We start from the raw sequence: 16926 nt of genomic DNA on the forward strand, positions 1-16926 counted from the left end.
CGCGGGACGTCGGCGCCCGCTGGCACGACAAATCACGGCGGATCGCGTCGTTGTCGCTGATCCGATCCGCCGTGATGTGGTGTCGTGGGTCAGTTCCAGGATGCGGTGGCCCAGTCTTCGCTCGACCAGGAGCGGCCGGTCCAGGTGCCGGCTGACCAGGACCGACCCGACCAGGACCGGCCCGACCAGCTCGGGTCGACCCAAGATGTCGCCGAGCCGCCCCATGGCGCGCCCGACCAACTGGCGTCGGCCCAGGTCCTGGAAGCGAACGAGCTACCCGTCCAGCCGTCTCCGGCGATCCGGTTGCCCATCCACGAGCCACCCCGCCATGACGTGCCGTCGGCGGACGCCTTCGACCAGGCCGCGGTGTCGAACGGTCCGTAGATGGTGTTCTGCCCACTGAGCGCCACGCCGTTGGTGACCACTCGGCTTCCGCCCCGGGCGCTGTCCAGCGAGCCGGAGGCATCGGACAGCATAAATGTCTGGGCGAGCGTGGTCGGTGTCAGGCCGAGAGCCGCGTTGACGTTGATCTCCCGGATGCCGCGCTCGGCGGCGATGCCGATCCTCATGTACGTGCCTTGCCTCAGCACGTCCTTGACCTGGTCGGGCGTTAGCGTGGGCTTGGCCTGTAGAAGCAGTGCCACTGCGGCGGAGGTCACCGCGGCGGCCTGCGACGTGCCGCTGCCCCGGAACAGGGTGGCGCCGACGCGCGCGCCCGGATAGCTGTTGTCGATGTTCGAGCCCGGCACGCGCAGCGAGGCGATCGACTGACCGGGGGCCAAAAGGTCGGGCATCTTCTCCGACGTCGCCAAGTTGCTGAACGTGGACAGCTCGTCATCGGCGGTCGACAGGGTGCCCTTCGTGCTGGTGGCGGCCACCCCGATGGTGTAAAGGTCGCTCGCCGGGTTAGCGAGGCGCACCGACGAGTTGCCGTCATTGCCGGCGGCGGCGACCACCACGATGCCGGCCTTCCAGGCCCGCTGCACCGCGAAGCTGAGCGGATCGCTCCAGAAGTTCGGGTTGCCACCGCTGCCGTACGACAGATTCAGCACCCGGATCCGGTTGGCCGGGTCGTCGTTGCGGTGCGCCACGACCCAGTCGATCGCCGCGATGACCTGCGTGACGTCAACGGCGCCGTTGGCGGTGCCCAGCTTCAGCGACGTCAGCTTGGCTTTGGGGGCAAGGCCCTTGGCGCCGGTTGCGGTGTCGTTGCCGACGATGATGCCCGCCATGTGAGTGCCATGACCGTAGGTGTCGAGATAGCGCAGACTCGCCGACTGCGACTCGAACGACAGGTCTGGCCCGTTCACGATCTGGGCCGCGGGCACACCGGGCACTCCTGCCACACCGGTGTCGATCAGCGCGACACCGACGCCCGCGCCGGTGAGGTTGGCGGCGGCGCCGACGTCAGCGCCGACAATCGTCCGGACGTCCTGGAGACTGGTGCCGCTGGACGCCGTCGAATCGGCGCTCAACCACAGACCCGACCAGCCACCACCCGGGCGGACGTTTTCGCCCGAGGTGAAGCCGACCGGGCCGGCGACCACGAGTGGGACCAGCGCGGTCGCTACCGCCGCCGAAAGCAGGCGAGATGATCTGCCCCATTGTTTCACCGTAGACACAAGATGTCCTTCCCTGAGATGCCGAGGCTGAATGGCCTGGCCCACCCTTCGGCCAGAGCCCTGCTCGTCCCGTCCGTACTCCACGAGCCCTGACCCGCGCCGGTCGCCGCCACCGGCTCAGGCATGCCACAAACCCGCCGGCGGGTGAGGATCCAGAAGCCACCGGCAGCGCGGTCGGTCCCGAGCTATCGGCGCGGCAGCCCGGCACGTCGCGGGCACCTCCGGGACGGTTCCTCGCTTGCGGCACCCATCTCTCACGGCATTGCTCATGCTGAACTCGTCTCCCTTCGCGCCGGCAGTGCTGGGGGGTTCGCTAGCCGGGGCCACCCGGGTCGATCGTCCGACGCATGCGAAATCTGAACAGAACACGTAACTTCCGTTCGGGTGGGCTTGGCCCGTTTTGACGGACAGGGTCGATGTGTTGATCTTGTTCAGGCAGCTTGACGTGCTGGTAGCAGGTCCTCGTGGTGGGTGGCTTCGTATGCGGTGGGGCTGAGGTAGCCGAGGGTTGAGTGTCGGCGGCGGGTGTTGTACCAGCCTTCGATGTACTCGAATATTGCCTGGCGGGCGGCGGTGTGGGTTGGCCAGGGTTGCCGGTGCAACAGCTCGGTCTTGATGGTGGAGAAGGACGACTCGGCGACGGCGTTATCCCAGCATTGCCCGCGCCGGCCGACCGACAGGCGGATCCCGTGGACGGCGGCGAGGCGGGCGTGTTGGGCACTGGTGTACTGGCAGCCGCGATCGGAGTGGAAGACCAGTCCGGACGCGGGCCGGCGCCGCACGAGGGCGTCGGTGAGAGCGTCATCGACCAGGTCGGTCTTGAGGTGATCGGCGACGGCCCAGCCGACGATGCGGCGTGAGGCGAGGTCGATGACGGTGGCCAGGATCTTGAGTCGAGGGTCTACATCTGTCAGTAGCGGAAGTTGGCGACCACGGCGCTGAGCTCGCCGGACATGCGGGCGAGGTCGGCGGTGGCGGTCTGTTCCTCGACTGCCGAAGCGATCGTTGTTTGAATGTCGCTGATCCTGGCGATGACCTTGGAGATCTCCTCGATCGCCGTGACGGCACCGGTGGTGTCCGCCTGGATGGCCTGCACTTGGCGGGAGATGTCGTCGGTGGCGCGCGCGGTCTCCTGGGCCAGGTCCTTGACCTCACTGGCCACGACCGCGAAGCCCTTACCGGCCTCGCCGGCCCGGGCGGCCTCGATGGTGGCGTTGAGAGCGAGCAGGTTCGTCTGCCCGGCGATCGAGGTGATGACTTTGATGACGTTGCCGATCTCGGCGGACGACTCGCCGAGCTTGTTCATCGTCGTGGATGTCGCGGCGGTGATGGCGACGGCGTCGGTAGCGACCCGGGCGGCCTCAGTGGCGTTCTGCGAGATCTCGCGGATCGAGGCATTCATCTCCTCACTACCGGCCGACACGGTCTCGACACTGCGGGAGACTTCCTCCGCCGCGGCCGACACGGTCAGGGCCTGCGCGGAGGTCTCTTCCGCCGATGCGGCGATTTGCGCGGAGACGCCGGACATCTGCTCGGACGCGCTGGCCAGCGAGGTGGCGGAGCCCTCGATGGTCGCCACGGTCTGGCGCAGCCCGGCTATCGCGGCGTCCAGGGCCAGCCCCATCTGCCCGGGCTGGTCGCGAGTGCTCAGCCCGGTGGTACGGGTCAGGTCGCCGGCCGCGAGACCACCACAGATGTCCTTCACCCTGGACAACGACCGAACGATCCCGCGGGCGATCAGGAAACCCAGGCCCATAGCGAGCAGCAGCCCGGCAACCAACAGCAGGATCGCTGTGGTGCGGCTGGATTGGTAACCGGATTTGGCGTTTCCGGCGCTGTCGGCGGCGGCAGCGTTCTCTGCGGAGCTGAGCGCCTCGACGTCGGCGTAGACCGCTTTCAGAATCGGCAGGGCCTCGTTGTCGCGGACCTGTTCCCATTCCTTGATGTCCTTGCGCTCTCCAGCGGGAATCATCTTGGTCTGCGCGACCTGGGAGTAGGCCTGCCAGTTCGTCTCGAGGCGCGCGATCACCGCGGGGTCACCGGCGGGCTGGTTGCCGCGGTAGGCGGTCATCGCCGCGTCGAAGGCCAGTAGATCGGCGGCGAACGCCTGGCCGAATTTGGTCGTATTGGCCTCGCTCAGCGAGACCGCCTGCATGGCCACGTCGACCCTGGCCTGGGTCATCGCGGTCTGGACCCGGCCCGCGGCCCGGACGTTGGCGACGTTGCGGTGGTAGATGTTCTGCGCGGAGTCGCTGGCCTTGCTCAACGCTTGCAGCCCGGCGAGCCCGACAATGAGCGCGACCAACCCCGCGACGCCGACCGCGCCGAGAATCTTGACGTTCACACTCAGATCAGCGAAGAAACGCCGCCTGGGCGCCGGTCCGACGTTCATGGCGATCGAACTCATTCCAGGAATCTCCTGACTCCGTGGCGGCGTGCGGCCGGAACGACCCCGCACCATCGCCGGCACCGGCCCGGACACGAGGTCTAACCAACCGACCCTAGGCCGCAACAACGCGTCACACAGCCGTTTGCCCCATTCATCAGGAACTGCCGACAACATGTGCTGCCGGAATTCATACGAGCTGCCCTGCGCGTCGGCCGCGCCCCGCCGGGATGTCGGGGGATCCCTCCCTCAGCCGCCACGTCCAGCTTGGCGAGGAAGCCTCTGCCCGGATCACCACCGAGAACGACGACCACAACCGCCGACGACGCCGCTGAGGAGGTCAGCGCCGGATCCGCTTGTATCGCACCAAACCCCGTTCGTGGTCGAGACCTCGCATTCCGAAGATCGGGTCAGGCTGCTCGGTGATACTCGTTGATCACGCCGCCGAGGCATCGCCGTCTTGGCGCATGGTCGGCAAGGGGCCGATGAGAGAAGAACGCGCTCCGGTCCGGCTCCCCGCCCCGATCGTCATCCCCTGCGATGTCTCGTGCACGGTGTTGCGCGACTCGGGCCGGGCGATCGCATCGAGCTCGCGTACGGACCGCACTCGGCCTATGTGCTGCCGCCGCGAGGCGCTCCGCGCGGTCGGTGAGCAGGCGCAGGCGCGCGTCGCTCTGGTCCACATCCACGTGGCGGAGACCGAGGAGGAGGACCGGGCACAGCGTGCGGAGCTCGGTTCGGTGCCCGCGCTGCTCGAGTCGGTTGGGCTGCTGCGGTCCCGGCTCCTGGCCGCCCACGCCGTGCACCTGTCGGACGCCGACATCGGCCTGCTCGCCGACGCCGGGGTGGCGGTCGCACACTGCCCGTCGTCCAACGCGAAGCTGGGCTCCGGTGTCATGCGACTCCCGGCACTGCGGGCGGCGGGCGTACCCATCGGGCTCGGCATCGACGGCCCGGCGAGCAACGACCGCCTCGACCTGCTCGACGAGGCGCGCACCGCCGCTCTCCTAGCCCGGGTGACCGGCCGCGACCCGGCCGCCATGGCGGCGGCGGACGCGTTGCTGCTGGCCACCCGCGGCGGCGCCGAGGCCCTGGGCCGGGGCGACATCGGCGCCCTTGAGGCCGGGCGGTGGGCCGACGTGGTGCAGGCGCTCCGCTACTACCGCACCGACCGCGGCCACAACGAGCACTCGACCAACCGCCGCCTCACCCGCGGCGACACCCTGCTCATCGGCTTCGACGCGTTCCACCTGGTCGACCAGCTGATGACCCAGCCGCTGCAGCTAGTCCTGGCCGAGAACCTCGACGGCACCGGCTTCGACTCCTCCGCCGAGCGACTTTGGGATCTGGCCTCCAACCGCATCGACCGCACGGTCATCAAGGAAGCCCGTCACTACGAGATGTACGACGTGCCGGAGTACGTCGACGCCGCGGTCGAACGCCTGGCCGGCTTCTACAACGACCACCTCTGACCCACAGCGGGTCTGAGCCGATCGAGCGATTCTCTCGTTTGTTGGGCGCGCCTGTCCTCTCTCCAGATCGGACGCCCCGCGCCCGCGCCTCTGCCGCACCCCGGTCCCGCTAGTCCCGGCTCAGGCGACCCGCGTTGCCGGACTCGGGGCGCGTGGCGGCCAGTTCCGCATCATGGCCGCGGACTTCCGGTGGAGCACGATCGGGCGGGCCGCGTGGTTCTGCCGGTCGGCGCGCCGCCGGACGCGATGGTCTTTTCCTGATTCTCTGGTTCCGGGGCAGCGGACCGCGCGTGTTGCTGTCCCGGCGAGGGGTGCCCGGCCGCCGTCGCGGTAACCGACTATGCCGAGGCCTCCGCCCTCATGGCCGTCCTCGACCGCGCCGTCTTGCAGGACCCTCTGTTGAATCTGGGCGAGCGTGCCGGCGCGCACCTCACTAACATCGAGAAGGCCGACGAGATGTTACTGGAAAGCGATCGGGTCTCCCCGGGCGAGGTTCGGTGCCGCCCGCAGGGCCCACGAGGACCGGCATCGGAAGATCGGTTACGGGCGCAGGATGAGTTTGCCGCCGGGCCGCCCGGATGCGCTGAGTTCGGCGGCCTCCTGGATGGCCTCGAGCGTGAAGGTCCGGGCGATCGTGACGGTCAGGACGCCGTTGCCGGCCAGCCGGGCGATCTCGTTCAGCAGGTCGTAGCGCATGTCGATGTGAGTGGTCCGGGTGCCGAGTTCAGCGGCGGCGGCGAAGTCCGAGATGGTCAGGACCAAGTCGGGGTTGCCGGTCAGCTCGATCAGGATCGGCAGTGAACCTCCGGCCGGACTGGCCTGGCCGGGGCGGTCGGCGCGGCCCCCGGTCGGGGTGGCGTCCAGAGCCCGGTCGATGCCGCCGGCGGCCAGGGCGGTCACCCGCTCGCTCATACCTTCGCCGTAGTGAGTCACGGTAGCGCCGGCCTCCCGCAAGGCGGCGGCCTTGGCCGATCCGGCTGTGGCGATCACCCGGACGCCGCGGTGCAGAGCGAGGCGCACCGCCGCCTCGCCGACGGCGGAGCCAGCGCCGTGGACGAGCAGCAGTTCACCCGGCTGGACGCCGAGGTCGTCGAGGGCGTGCAACGCAGTGTCGGCGGCCATCGGCAACGCGGCGGCCTGTTCGTCGGTGACGCCGGCGGGAAGACGCGCCCACGTGGCCATCAGCGCGTGTTCGGCGGCGCCGGCCGTCGGGCCGTCGTAGGGCGCCGGCCCGAACACCCGATCACCGATCTCGACGCCGGTGACGCCCTCGCCGATCGCGTCGACAACGCCGGAGACCTCGAGCCCGAGACCGCGCGGCGGTGGCGGCAGTTGGTCGGCGAACAGGCCGGCGACGTTCGCCCAGTCGGCGGGATTCAGGCCGCAGGCCCGTACCGCGATCCGGATCTGGCCGGGGCCCGGTTCGGGCATAGGGAGGTCGCGGAGCACGATGACGTCGGGAGGGCCGAACCGGTCGAACTGCAGAGCCCTCATCCGGTGACGCCGATCGTGCCGATGCTCGGCGGTGTCCGGGGCTCGCAATGCCTCGTTGATCATGGCCAAACCGTACGGACCGCGACATGACTCAGTCGATGCTTCCCTGCGTCCGATGGTTAACCTTGTGCGTCATGGATGTGGTGAGTGATGTGCTCAGGGTGGCCGGGGTTCGAGGCACGCTCGGCGCATGCGTCGAGGCCGGCGGGCGGTGGGCCGTCGCCGGCGAGGACGGCTCGGCTGCGGGTCTGCACGCCATCACCGCGGGCGAGGCCTGGCTTACGCGGGCAGGGCATTCGCCGCTGCGGCTGTGCGCCGGTGATGTCGTGCTGCTCGCGGCGGGAGTCCCTTACGTGCTGGGTGACGCGCCCGGTTCGCCGGTGACAGCATGTGATCCGGCCGAGCTGGCCCGGTCGCGGCGGACCGGTGAGGCGGTCCGGTTCGGGGTCAGTGCCCCGGACACCAGGATCATCACCATCGCCTATGACTGCGACCGCACCGTACGGACCCAACTCCTGTTCGCCCTGCCCGAGCTGATGCACGTCCGGGGCAGCACCGGCGCGGACGGCCTCGACGACACCGTACGGATGCTCGGCCGCGAACTCGCCCATCCGCAGTTTGCTACCACGGCGGTGCTCGCGTCCCTTGTCGACATCGTCCTGATCCAGGTGCTGCGCGCTTGGCTACCTGCTCATGCCGGCGAACGCCGAGGCACCTGGCTCGGCATGATGGGCGACCCGGTCGTCCATCGCGCATTGCAGCACCTGCATGCCGACCCTGCCCGCCAATGGACCACCGAGACCCTCGCTGCCACGATCGCCGCCTCACGGTCGACCCTCACCCGCCGCTTTCCCGCGGCTGTCGGCATGGCACCCGCCGCCTACCTCACCCAATAGCGGCTGGACCTCGCCGCCAGCCGCCTGAGGACCACCGACCAGCCCGTCGAATCCATCGCGGTAGCCGTCGGCTACAACTCCACGCCGGCGTTCAGCCGCGCCTTCACCCGGTCTCATGGCGCCCCGCCCGGCCGTTACCGGACGATGCACCGCCCGAGCTGAGCAAACGGCGCACAGTCCCTGCTCCGAGGTCACCGGAACTCGGTCCGGATCTGGTTCACTCGACATCACGCCTAACGTCATCCCCATAGGCAGCAAGCACGAGCGCCAGTAACGGGAGGACGAACCCCACCGGCGCTTCGACGACCTGCTCCGGCCCGGCCATCCCGGGATTGCTCGGCGCGCTCCGCCAGATACAAGGCCGACGCGGGCTGAGATCAGGAAATGTACTGCTGTCCATTTGCGACATGAAGCCCGTACTCTCTGCTACAAAGCAGATGATCCGCCCGCCGCCACCCGCGGGAAACCGCCACCTCTGCGAGGGCGACTCGGCCACTTCTGTGTCACATCACCGGACGGGCCGCCGAGGTGTCCGTGATCCTGCTGCCAACCGCCCGCCCTGGTTACCGAGAGGCGGCGATCGCGCCTACGTGCACTGGGTGCACCGGTGTTTGCTGGTAGCGCGTATCTGCTCATGATCAGATGTCCGGTCTATCGATCGTGCCGGTATGGCGGGTCGCGCCGGGTGGCAACCATTTGCGTCGTACGTGTTGTTGATCAGGCAGCAGGAGGAGGCGGTGTGGAGGACTTCGAAGCATATGTCGCGGTGGCTTGGCCACGGCTGCTGCGATCTGCCTGGGTACTGACGGGCGACTGGCATCGGGCGGAAGACCTGGTGCAGACGGTCCTGGCCAGGGCTTACGGGCGGTGGCCGCGGTTGCGAGACGGGGCGCCCGACGCGTACCTGCGCACCATGTTGGCGACGACCTATCTCACGTGGTGGCGCCGGAAGGCGCGTAACGAGATCCCGACGGACCCGCTGCCGGACGGCCCGCACGGACCGGGCCAGGACGCTCATGGACGGGTCGAGTTACAGGAGGCGATGCGGCGCGCGCTGCTCGTGCTCCCTCGACAGCAGCGCGCCGTGGTCATGTTGCGATTCCACGCCGATCTGACTGAGGTCGCCACCGCGCGGGCGCTGAACATCAGCGTCGGCACGGTCAAGTCCTACACCGCACGGGCCTTGGCCACGCTGCGCGACGATGCATCCCTGCGCGGGCTACTTACCGAGGAGGTACCACGATGAGTACGGACCGCAAGCTCACGGAACTGCTCGACGTCGCGACCACCGACGTGCCGGCGGGATACCTGGCGCCCCCGCTCGCGGCCATCCGTGGACGGGTGCGCCGCCGCCGACAGGCGTTCGTTGCTGTCGCCGCAGCCGCCGTCATCGTCGTGCTTGCCGGTGGGTACTCGCTCGGGGCGCGGATGCTCGTCGAGCCGGACCCGCAATTGCCGGTCGGGCGCACCCCGTCACCCAGCGCGTCGTCCACTCCTGGATTGCCTTGGTTCTCCGCGATGGTCGCGCGCGACGACACCACAATCACGGTGTACGCCAGCGCGAAACGGTGCGAGCGGCTTGATCGCCCGCGGGCCAGGATCGCCGCTCAGGACGCCGCGCGGCTCACGATCGAGGTTGTCGGCCGCGCCGTCCCCACGGATGACTGCTCGACTGGCGGCCACGCCGTCCCGATCGTGGTGAAACTGCCCGCGCCGCTGGGTCAGCGCACGCTACTGGATGCGGTGGGCCTGCGCACGCACCCGACCTACTTCGAGCGGTACCTGCCCAGACTCCGGGCGAATGGCCCGTGGTCGCCCGTCAGCACGGTGTGGCCGGCCAGCGAATCGAGCTGGAGCCAAGCGCTCAACGGTCCGGATGGCGCCGCACTGTTGCTGCGGGCGCAGCCCACCGAGTCGGTGCGGAAGCGTGTTCCCGTGGACAGCGTGGATCTTGGCCCCTACCGAGGCACGATTACCGGCAGCGGTGCCCAGTCCTGGACGGTGTGGTGGCAGGCGGGCGACGCGACGTACTCCCTGCGACTCGATCCGGCCGAGGGCACATCGTTCACACTCGCCCAGTTCAAACACGAACTCGTCCGGTTGTGGGCCTGACACTCCGGTGATGGCCGTGTTCAGGGTGTGCGCGGCGCCCTTGGGCTCGCCTGTCGTCCCGGAGGTGAAGAGCACGATCCGGGCCTGATCGGGATTCACACCGGCGAACCGCACGTCCGGAGCATCTTGCTCGAAGTCGGCCAGGCTCAACTGGAGTCGCAGCGCGGGTAGCCCGGTGGCGAGGTCTTCCGACGTCACGCAGACAGCGGCGTCGAGGCGGTCCAGGATCCGTCCCACCTCGCGCCGGCCGACGGTCGGGGAGATCGGTGCCGTGATCGCGCCGACCTTCCAGCACGCCAGCAGCAGCGCGAGGACCTCGAACCGGTTCGGCAGCCACAGCGCGACGACGTCCCCGTCGCCGATGCCGCGTGCGTGCAGGACCCGCGCGTACCGGTCCACCTCCTGCTGCCGATACGTGACGTGGTGGACCGGCGCGCCTTCTCGCCAGGCGCTGACGGCAGTGGCGTCGGGCGTCTCGGCCGCCCACTGTGCCAGGTCGTCCTACGGGGTCCGGTCTCGCCAGATGCCCAGATCGACGTAGCGACGAATCCAGGAATCCGGCGAGTGGACAGCGTTGGCCGCCGCGGCCGCGCTTCTGATACCGGAAACCCCCGGCGTGCCGGGAAAGGAGTCCTCGTGCGCCGAGACGCGGCCCGCAACCAGGAGCTGATCCTGAGGAGCGCCCATGAGGTGTTCTCCGAGCTGGGAACCGATGTCGGCATGGACGTTGTCGCCAGCCGTGCGGGCGTCGGCGTCGGCACCGTGTACCGGCATTTCCCGAACAAGGACCTTCTGCTCAGCCGGTTGGTGAACACGATGTACGAGGGCCTCGTAGCAGCTGCGCAGGAGGCCCTCGCGCGAGGAGACGGGACCGGTCTGGAGGAATTTCTCCGCCTGCTCAGCAGGTCTTTGATCGACCACCTCGGCTATTCCGACCGCTTCATCAGCGACCTGGGCCCGGGCGTGGGCGAGCAACTCGACAGCCTGTTCGACCAACTTCTGACCCAGGCGAAGACGCATCGCACGATCAACGACAGCGCCACGAAGGGCGACCTTCAGATCCTGATCTGGGGAGTACGTGGTGTCGTCGCCGTGAGCGGTTCCGTTGCCCCCGAGGCCTGGGAGCGTTTTCTCGACATCCATCTCGCGGGACTGCGCGCAGCGCCGTTCCCAAGCGTTCATCCAGGCATGGACGCCGGACAGTTCAAGCAGATTCTGGACGCTCGCGACAAGAAATGATGGAGATCCGGTAGGCGCATCGTCGAATGCCGGAACCATCGAGCGGTGCTTGGAGCCCGGTTTAGCGCGGTCGACCGGCGATGGGCCTGTTCCGGGACCCCATTTCGCGTCGATGTGGCTGCCGTCGATCACCGCTCGCGACCAGTCGAGCTCTTTGCCGCGTTCAGCTGCGCCAGCAGGATCCGATGCAGGTCGTCGAACACGCCGGCGTCGGTGCACCGCTTGGTCCGCCGCCAGCACGTCGGCCGACTACTCGAGGGAAGACGCGGACACCCTGATCGGCCAATGGCTTTCGCACCGTCTCGTCGACCACATGCGACAGATCGGGCTCGATCGATTCCTGCTCGGATCGGATTGGCCGGCGATCGCCTCGCCCGGCGACCACAACCGACTGCTCTTAGGGCAGCTGCCCCTGACGCACAGGGAACAAGAGACGGTTCTCACGAACGTCGCGTACCACCTTAAGGCTGACAATGGCTGAGCCGACTCCCGCGTCGGACGCGCGGGCTCCTCGCGTCACGTTCGCACGGCCAGCTCTCCCGCTTGGCGTGGTGACGGCAGTTGTTCTGCTGGTATCGATGCCGTTGGCGGGACTGGTGTGGTTCGTCGTCGTTCAAGCTTTATGCTCGCATCTGGGTATATCGGCTTCGGCCCACTCGCGCAGGACGATGTCCCCGCCAAGAAGCCCGCGGGCCGCTCCGCGCGGTCAGCGGCAGACGAGTGGCTTGTGAGAACTCTTCAATCCTCCAGTGAGATCATTTTCGGCATCCATTCCACGCTCTCCGAGGGCATGATGTGGGCCAGCGCGTCCTCGAACTCCACATCATGATGGATCGCTAGTGCGGCCAGTTGCTCTCCAAGTCGTGCGTGATACTCCCCAAGGCGGTGTGCCACGTCGATCTCATCACGGAAGTTCTTACCGTCGATGCCAGCCTGATCGAGAAAAGTCAGTGAGTCGGATCTCATTCTTCTTACCGAACGTTCGAGGTCATCGCCTGGATCGTCGTTTTCTAGGGTCTCGGTAAGGCGGTCAGCTATCTTGATCACTGACCGCGTAATGCCAGGCAAGTCGTCGACCGAGCGCCTGGGATGGCCTGTCAGAACGCGGCGCCGCTCAAGGAATATAAATAGCTTCTTGGCGATCTTTTTGTCACTTGGTTGCCGCTTCCAGCCGAACCCAATTACGCCTGGAATGGATATACTGGTAGGTTCGAATCGCATTTTCACCTAAGAGCTCCAGTTGGAATTCGGAGTAGCCAGGATGTTTTCCCGGCTTGGGTGGTCTGGTTTCAATAGAGATGAGTGACAATCCTGGCGGCTATTCTAGCTGCGCAGGTACGCGCTGGGGCAGTCTTGGAGATCAAAGCTGAGTTTCACAGCTGGCATGCACTTTCATCGGCAGAAGAGCGAACGATATGTCGCCGGGGAGCCGCGCGGGTGCCTGGTGGTGTCGATGTCCGGATCAACGGGCTTGGTCCGAGTCGAGCAGTGCCGCGCCGAGACTGGTTACGGTGTGGATGACGCTCGCACCGTCCCGGCGGGTGCTGATCAGGCCGTTGTTGCGCAGCACGGCGGTGTGGTGGCTGACGCTCGCGGAGGAGATGCCGACGCGGCGGGCGAGTTCGACGGTGCCGCATCCGTCGGCGATCCGGTCCAGGATCACACTGCGCGTGCGGCCGAGCAGGGCTGCGAGAGGGTCGGCGGGCCGGTCGACGGTCCAGAGCCGGCGGGCTGTCACCAGATCCGTGAGGACCGGGTAGGCCAGGTTCGCCGGGGCATCCGCATTCGCCAGGTCGAAGCTGAGGAAGGGCAGCGATCCGGTGAAGACCGACGGTGTCAGGACCAGCCCGCGCCCGCCGAGATGCACGTCGGCGTCACAGCCGAGGGGTGTGTCTACCTCCAGGATGGGGTGCCGCCACCTGATGTGCGCCGGGCACAGTGTCGCGAAGAGATGTTCCAGCCCCGCCTCGACGATCTCGAGCGCGCGCGCCGCACGGTCTGCGCGTATCCGGGCGTCGATGTGTGCCCAGTAGGGCCGGACTGCCGCATCGTGCAGCGAGGCAAGGGCTTCGACGAGTTCGCGCCGCGGACGCGGGTCGGCGTCCGCCAGCGACTTCGACCATGTGGTCAGTCGGTGGCGCCGGTTGTGCCACGACAGCTCAGCCCGGAAGGATGCCGGCGGTACGCCCAGCAGGCGGTCGAGTCCCTCCTCGAAGCTCGTCAACGGCCCGACCAGAGCGCCGAAGTCGATGCCGTTGGCGTCACGAGGAAACACGTTGGCCAGAACACGGGTTCGCTGGCCCAAGTGGCCGTTCACGTGTGCGCGCCACGCGCGGAACTCCGAGGTGGGCAAGCGCTGCCGGAGCCGCTCGGCGGCCATGACAGTCTCGGCGAACGGTCCGGCCCCCGCCGTGATGCGCGTGCGGGCCAGATCCTCGGCCGTGAAGTGCAGTCGGTACATGTCGGCCCCCGAAATGCGAACAGCGTCGATGCCCCTCGCGCGTCGACCCCAACGCTCTGACCAGGGCTATTCCAGCAGGGCTGAAAGCCCTACCGCCCGAGGACATCTCACCGCGAGCATATCGACGTCAAGCAATTCCGATCGGAACGATCTTTGACGCCGTCGTGATGACCATGCTGTCTTGCCCTTGGCTGTCCACGAACGACATCGCGCCCGCCTCTGCGGAAGCCGAGGCCACGGGGGCCGCGACGATGAGGAGAAAGCCCCGATGATCGAGCGGAAATGCATCGGCGGCCGGGTGCGCCGGCCGGCCTGCGTAATGGTCTTGCTGTTGAGCTTCTTGAGCCTCTTGACCTGGCTGGCGACCGAGCTACCCGTGCAAGCCGGCCGGCAGGAAACGACGGGCCCCGCGCCGGCGGCGGTCGTGCGGGACCTCGCCGCGGACGAGTCCGATGTGCTCGATCGGGCCGAGCAGTTCCTGATCCGCGATTGCATGCGGCGGCACGGTTTCGCGTACACCATCGTTTCGCACACCCAACGGGCCGAGGACCGCGACTTTCCGTACGTCATCGACAACGTCGGATGGGCAGGACGGCACGGCTACGGCACTGACCTGCTGCGCGAGCGTGAGGCGGCCATCCGGGCGGAACCCAACACCGTACGCCTGAACGGCATGACCCCATCGGCCCGGGCGGCGGCGCTGGCCGCGCTCAACGGCGTGTCCGACCCGCACACCGACCTCAGTGCCGTGCTCCCGTCCGGTATCACCACCCGACGGAGCTCGATCAGCTGCACCTCGGAGGCGCAACGGGCCCTCTACGCCGACCTGCCGACCTGGTACCGGGTGTCACGGGTGACCGAGAACCTGGCCCCGGAACGTATCGGGCTCGTGCTCGCCGACGCCCGATACCAGCGGGCGGTCGCCGGCTGGAGCCGTTGCCTGGCGCACGCCGGCCATGCGTACGACTCGCCGGGCGAGGCGCGCGACGCGGTGCTGTCGGCGGACCCGCCGATGCCGCGACCGAAGGAGACGGCCCTCGCTGTCGCCGAGGCGACCTGCGCCGGTCGGACCGGCCTGGCCGCGACGGTGCGCGAGCTCGACCGGCAGCACGCAGAAGAGATCAACCAGCGGTACGCCGCCGACCTCGCCGACCGGCGACGGCTGCGACACGACGCCCTGCCGCGCGCCAACGCCGTCATCCTGGCGGGCTGACCGGGCGGCGAAGACTCCGTGGCGACCGTCCACGGTGCACCACCGACGATATGGGGGATCTGATGAGACGAGTTATCAGTCTGCTGGCCGGGGCCACCCTCGGTCTCGCACTCTTGACGGGGCTGCCGACTGCGGCCCAGGCAGAGCCGGTCGCAGGACCCTCTGCGCCGAGCGGCTTCACGGCGCAGGGCGACGGCTACTTCTATGCCTGGGACGCCATCGACGGCGCGGACAATCCGACCACTGCGAATTGCCGGTGGTTCAACTCGGACGACAACTGGGAGAACAACTGCGGCAACTTCCGCAACCGAGCCTCGTCGGTGAAGAACAACAGCGCAAACGGCAACTACGCCAACCTGTACTACCACCAGTGGTACGGCGGGGCGTACGCCTGCATCGCGCCGGGCGACTACTGGAATGACCTGAGGGTCCGCTACTTCTCGTGGGGTCCGGCCGACGGCAAGGGCAAGGCGACGAACAACGAGATCGCGGGCTTCAAGTGGACCAGCCGCCAGTGCGGCACCTGATCCACTCTGAAGGCGCCGCCGACTATCTCGTCGGCGGCGCCCGTGCCGCTTGCAGGGTTGGCTGTCTCGGCGGCTGTCGACACCGGTTCAACGGTTGTCGTTTGCCACCTGAGTGAGTGTTTCTGAGGGCTGTCGGACGGCGTGTCCGCGGTGATTCCGGTAGTCGTGGCAGGTCCGGGATGTGGGCCCGTTGGCGATCATCGAGCCGACGCTTCCGCTGATCAAGGAGCCGGGGCGGGTCCCGAAGCATCCTTTCCGTGACATCGTGGACGCGACGCGAAGGCGGCGTTGTCGGGCTACAGCAGGTCCGGCTACAAGGCCGTTGCGGACGAATACTCCGTCCCGTCCCCGTCGGCGAGCTGATCGCCGAGCCGGGTGCGCTGGTAGAGCAACCGGCGGCCGGCGCGTTCCGTGGTCGCCGGCCCGGCGTCGCGCAGCGTCGTCAGATGGTGTGACGCCGTGCCGGCGGCCAGGCCCAGACGCTCGGCGACCTCGCCGGTGCAGTGCGGGGCGGCCAGCAGGTGCAGCACCGCGGCCCGGGTCGGCCCCAGCAGGGCGGACAGCGGCCCCGCGGCGGCGTCCGGCCCTTCTCAGCGTGGAGGGACGCAGCACGGCCAACGGAGCGCCCGTCATCATGTGGTCGCACGGGAGCACCCCCGACCAGACGTGGTGCCTGCAGAACCCCATCGTCGCGTAACAGCCGCCTGCGAGGGGCGCTCAGCCTTCGGGCGGCGAACGGCGTTCTCAGAGGCATGATCGAGAAGGGCGGCGAGCGGAAACCGATATGAACAACTCGAAGTAGATCGATCACCATCACGACCCACTCGCTCCGGAGCATGTGGGTGGGCCGTCCGCTGCATGACAGGATCAATCCATGGATTCGAAGTCCAGGGGGCAGTTGCGTGTCATCCGCGAGGTCATCACGGTCTTGCAGGCGGAAGGCATCCCGGCGTGGCTGTTTGGCGGCTGGGGACTCGACGCAAGGATCGGTCGCATCACCCGAGAGCACGGCGACGTGGAGTTCTGGGTCGAACGCATCCACGCCGAGCAATCAAAGGCGCTGATCGAGGGGATTGGGGGCACGGCTTTGCCGACTCAGCCTCCAGAAGAAGCCTGTGAGTTCATCCTGGACGGAACCTCTTTCAGCACCGCCTACATCGACCGGCGGCCGGACGGATCATTCGACCAGCCCCTCGGGAGGTTTTCTGACTGGCTGTTTCCGCCAGGATCCTTTGGCAACGAACCCGTGACGCTCGACGGCATGCCGGTCCTGGCCATGAGTGTTTCCGGCATGCTCGCGATGAAGGAGCAGTTCCCGCACCTGCGCCACGGCCGGCCGTGGCGGCAGAAGGACATCAGCGACATGGAGATGCTACGAAGGCTGCAAGCCACAGAGACGGCCGACAACCGTATGGGAGCCGCTGAGTAACAGAAGATGAGCGCCGCGTCGCGGCCGTCCGCGGCCCGCAAGGCCCACGGCGGAAACGCTGGATCGATCCGCTTC

The 16926-nt window shown here is 67.9% G+C and carries 16 protein-coding genes and 2 pseudogenes; 9 read left to right on the plus strand and 9 right to left on the minus strand.

Annotated features, from left to right (window positions below; all coding sequences use genetic code 11):
• Positions 1 to 89: 89 nt before the first annotated feature.
• The 3 genes from AB0O15_RS28270 to AB0O15_RS28280 form a co-directional block, all read right to left on the minus strand.
• Positions 90 to 1667 carry a S8 family serine peptidase gene (locus AB0O15_RS28270; RefSeq protein WP_364324113.1) on the minus strand — a complete coding sequence of 526 codons (1578 nt, stop codon included), beginning with the start codon at positions 1665 to 1667 and terminating at the stop codon, positions 90 to 92.
• 386 nt (positions 1668 to 2053) lie between these two features.
• Positions 2054 to 2536 carry an IS3 family transposase gene (locus AB0O15_RS28275; RefSeq protein ID WP_364324232.1) on the minus strand — a complete coding sequence of 161 codons (483 nt, stop codon included), beginning with the start codon at positions 2534 to 2536 and terminating at the stop codon, positions 2054 to 2056.
• Positions 2533 to 4104 carry a methyl-accepting chemotaxis protein gene (locus tag AB0O15_RS28280; RefSeq protein WP_364324115.1) on the minus strand — a complete coding sequence of 524 codons (1572 nt, stop codon included), beginning with the start codon at positions 4102 to 4104 and terminating at the stop codon, positions 2533 to 2535. The genes AB0O15_RS28275 and AB0O15_RS28280 overlap by 4 nt, the downstream gene beginning before the upstream one ends.
• A 389-nt stretch (positions 4105 to 4493) precedes the next feature.
• Between AB0O15_RS28280 and AB0O15_RS28285 the strand changes: the two genes are divergently transcribed.
• Positions 4494 to 5480: an amidohydrolase family protein gene (locus AB0O15_RS28285; protein WP_364324117.1), complete on the plus strand. Its 987-nt coding sequence runs from the start codon at positions 4494 to 4496 to the stop codon at positions 5478 to 5480.
• A 540-nt stretch (positions 5481 to 6020) separates the two neighbouring features.
• Here AB0O15_RS28285 and AB0O15_RS28290 read toward each other — a convergent pair.
• Positions 6021 to 7037 carry an NADP-dependent oxidoreductase gene (locus AB0O15_RS28290; RefSeq protein WP_364324119.1) on the minus strand — a complete coding sequence of 339 codons (1017 nt, stop codon included), beginning with the start codon at positions 7035 to 7037 and terminating at the stop codon, positions 6021 to 6023.
• A 71-nt stretch (positions 7038 to 7108) separates the two neighbouring features.
• Between AB0O15_RS28290 and AB0O15_RS28295 the strand changes: the two genes are divergently transcribed.
• From AB0O15_RS28295 to AB0O15_RS28310, 4 genes are all read left to right on the plus strand, one after another.
• The gene (locus AB0O15_RS28295) at positions 7109 to 7870 is read left to right on the plus strand and encodes an AraC family transcriptional regulator (RefSeq protein WP_364324121.1); all 762 of its coding nucleotides are present in this window, start codon (positions 7109 to 7111) and stop codon (positions 7868 to 7870) included.
• 3 nt (positions 7871 to 7873) lie between these two features.
• Positions 7874 to 8032 carry a helix-turn-helix domain-containing protein gene (locus tag AB0O15_RS28300; RefSeq protein ID WP_364324233.1) on the plus strand — a complete coding sequence of 53 codons (159 nt, stop codon included), beginning with the start codon at positions 7874 to 7876 and terminating at the stop codon, positions 8030 to 8032.
• Between the two features lie 577 nt (positions 8033 to 8609).
• Positions 8610 to 9116 carry a SigE family RNA polymerase sigma factor gene (locus AB0O15_RS28305; RefSeq protein WP_364324124.1) on the plus strand — a complete coding sequence of 169 codons (507 nt, stop codon included), beginning with the start codon at positions 8610 to 8612 and terminating at the stop codon, positions 9114 to 9116.
• Positions 9113 to 9982: a hypothetical protein gene (locus tag AB0O15_RS28310; protein WP_364324126.1), complete on the plus strand. Its 870-nt coding sequence runs from the start codon at positions 9113 to 9115 to the stop codon at positions 9980 to 9982. Before AB0O15_RS28305 ends, AB0O15_RS28310 begins: the two co-directional genes overlap by 4 nt.
• Before the next feature lie 54 nt (positions 9983 to 10036).
• Here AB0O15_RS28310 and AB0O15_RS28315 read toward each other — a convergent pair.
• A pseudogene (locus AB0O15_RS28315) lies at positions 10037 to 10477 on the minus strand (class I adenylate-forming enzyme family protein); the annotation flags it as partial.
• 141 nt (positions 10478 to 10618) lie between these two features.
• Here AB0O15_RS28315 and AB0O15_RS28320 point away from each other — a divergent pair.
• A complete protein-coding gene (locus AB0O15_RS28320; protein WP_364324128.1) occupies positions 10619 to 11221 on the plus strand; it encodes a TetR/AcrR family transcriptional regulator in 603 nt (200 codons plus the stop codon).
• A gap of 45 nt (positions 11222 to 11266) precedes the next feature.
• On the opposite strand, the pseudogene AB0O15_RS28325 reads toward AB0O15_RS28320, so the two are convergent.
• The 3 genes and pseudogenes from AB0O15_RS28325 to AB0O15_RS28335 all read right to left on the minus strand — a co-directional run.
• Positions 11267 to 11487 (minus strand): annotated as a pseudogene (locus AB0O15_RS28325) (IS5/IS1182 family transposase); the annotation flags it as partial.
• A gap of 472 nt (positions 11488 to 11959) precedes the next feature.
• Entirely contained in the window at positions 11960 to 12442 is a 483-nt protein-coding gene (locus tag AB0O15_RS28330) for a DUF6650 family protein (protein WP_364324234.1), read from the minus strand.
• A 241-nt stretch (positions 12443 to 12683) separates the two neighbouring features.
• Positions 12684 to 13682: a winged helix-turn-helix domain-containing protein gene (locus AB0O15_RS28335; protein WP_364324130.1), complete on the minus strand. Its 999-nt coding sequence runs from the start codon at positions 13680 to 13682 to the stop codon at positions 12684 to 12686.
• A gap of 331 nt (positions 13683 to 14013) precedes the next feature.
• Between AB0O15_RS28335 and AB0O15_RS28340 the strand changes: the two genes are divergently transcribed.
• Together AB0O15_RS28340 and AB0O15_RS28345 are read left to right on the plus strand one after the other, a co-directional pair.
• Positions 14014 to 14895: a hypothetical protein gene (locus tag AB0O15_RS28340; protein ID WP_364324132.1), complete on the plus strand. Its 882-nt coding sequence runs from the start codon at positions 14014 to 14016 to the stop codon at positions 14893 to 14895.
• Positions 14896 to 14957: 62 nt separating this feature from the next.
• Entirely contained in the window at positions 14958 to 15422 is a 465-nt protein-coding gene (locus AB0O15_RS28345; protein ID WP_364324134.1) for a hypothetical protein, read from the plus strand.
• A gap of 311 nt (positions 15423 to 15733) precedes the next feature.
• Here AB0O15_RS28345 and AB0O15_RS28350 read toward each other — a convergent pair whose 3' ends face one another.
• The gene (locus tag AB0O15_RS28350) at positions 15734 to 15985 is read right to left on the minus strand and encodes a winged helix-turn-helix domain-containing protein (protein ID WP_364324235.1); all 252 of its coding nucleotides are present in this window, start codon (positions 15983 to 15985) and stop codon (positions 15734 to 15736) included.
• A gap of 311 nt (positions 15986 to 16296) precedes the next feature.
• On the opposite strand from AB0O15_RS28350, the gene AB0O15_RS28355 reads away from it, so the two are divergent.
• Complete coding sequence (locus tag AB0O15_RS28355; RefSeq protein WP_364324135.1) at positions 16297 to 16851, plus strand: hypothetical protein; 555 nt, start codon at positions 16297 to 16299, stop codon at positions 16849 to 16851.
• Positions 16852 to 16926 lie beyond the last annotated feature (75 nt).

The sequence above is a fragment of the Actinoplanes sp. NPDC089786 genome (genome assembly GCF_040684855.1).
In the GTDB taxonomy this organism is placed as follows: Bacteria; Actinomycetota; Actinomycetes; order Mycobacteriales; family Micromonosporaceae; genus Actinoplanes.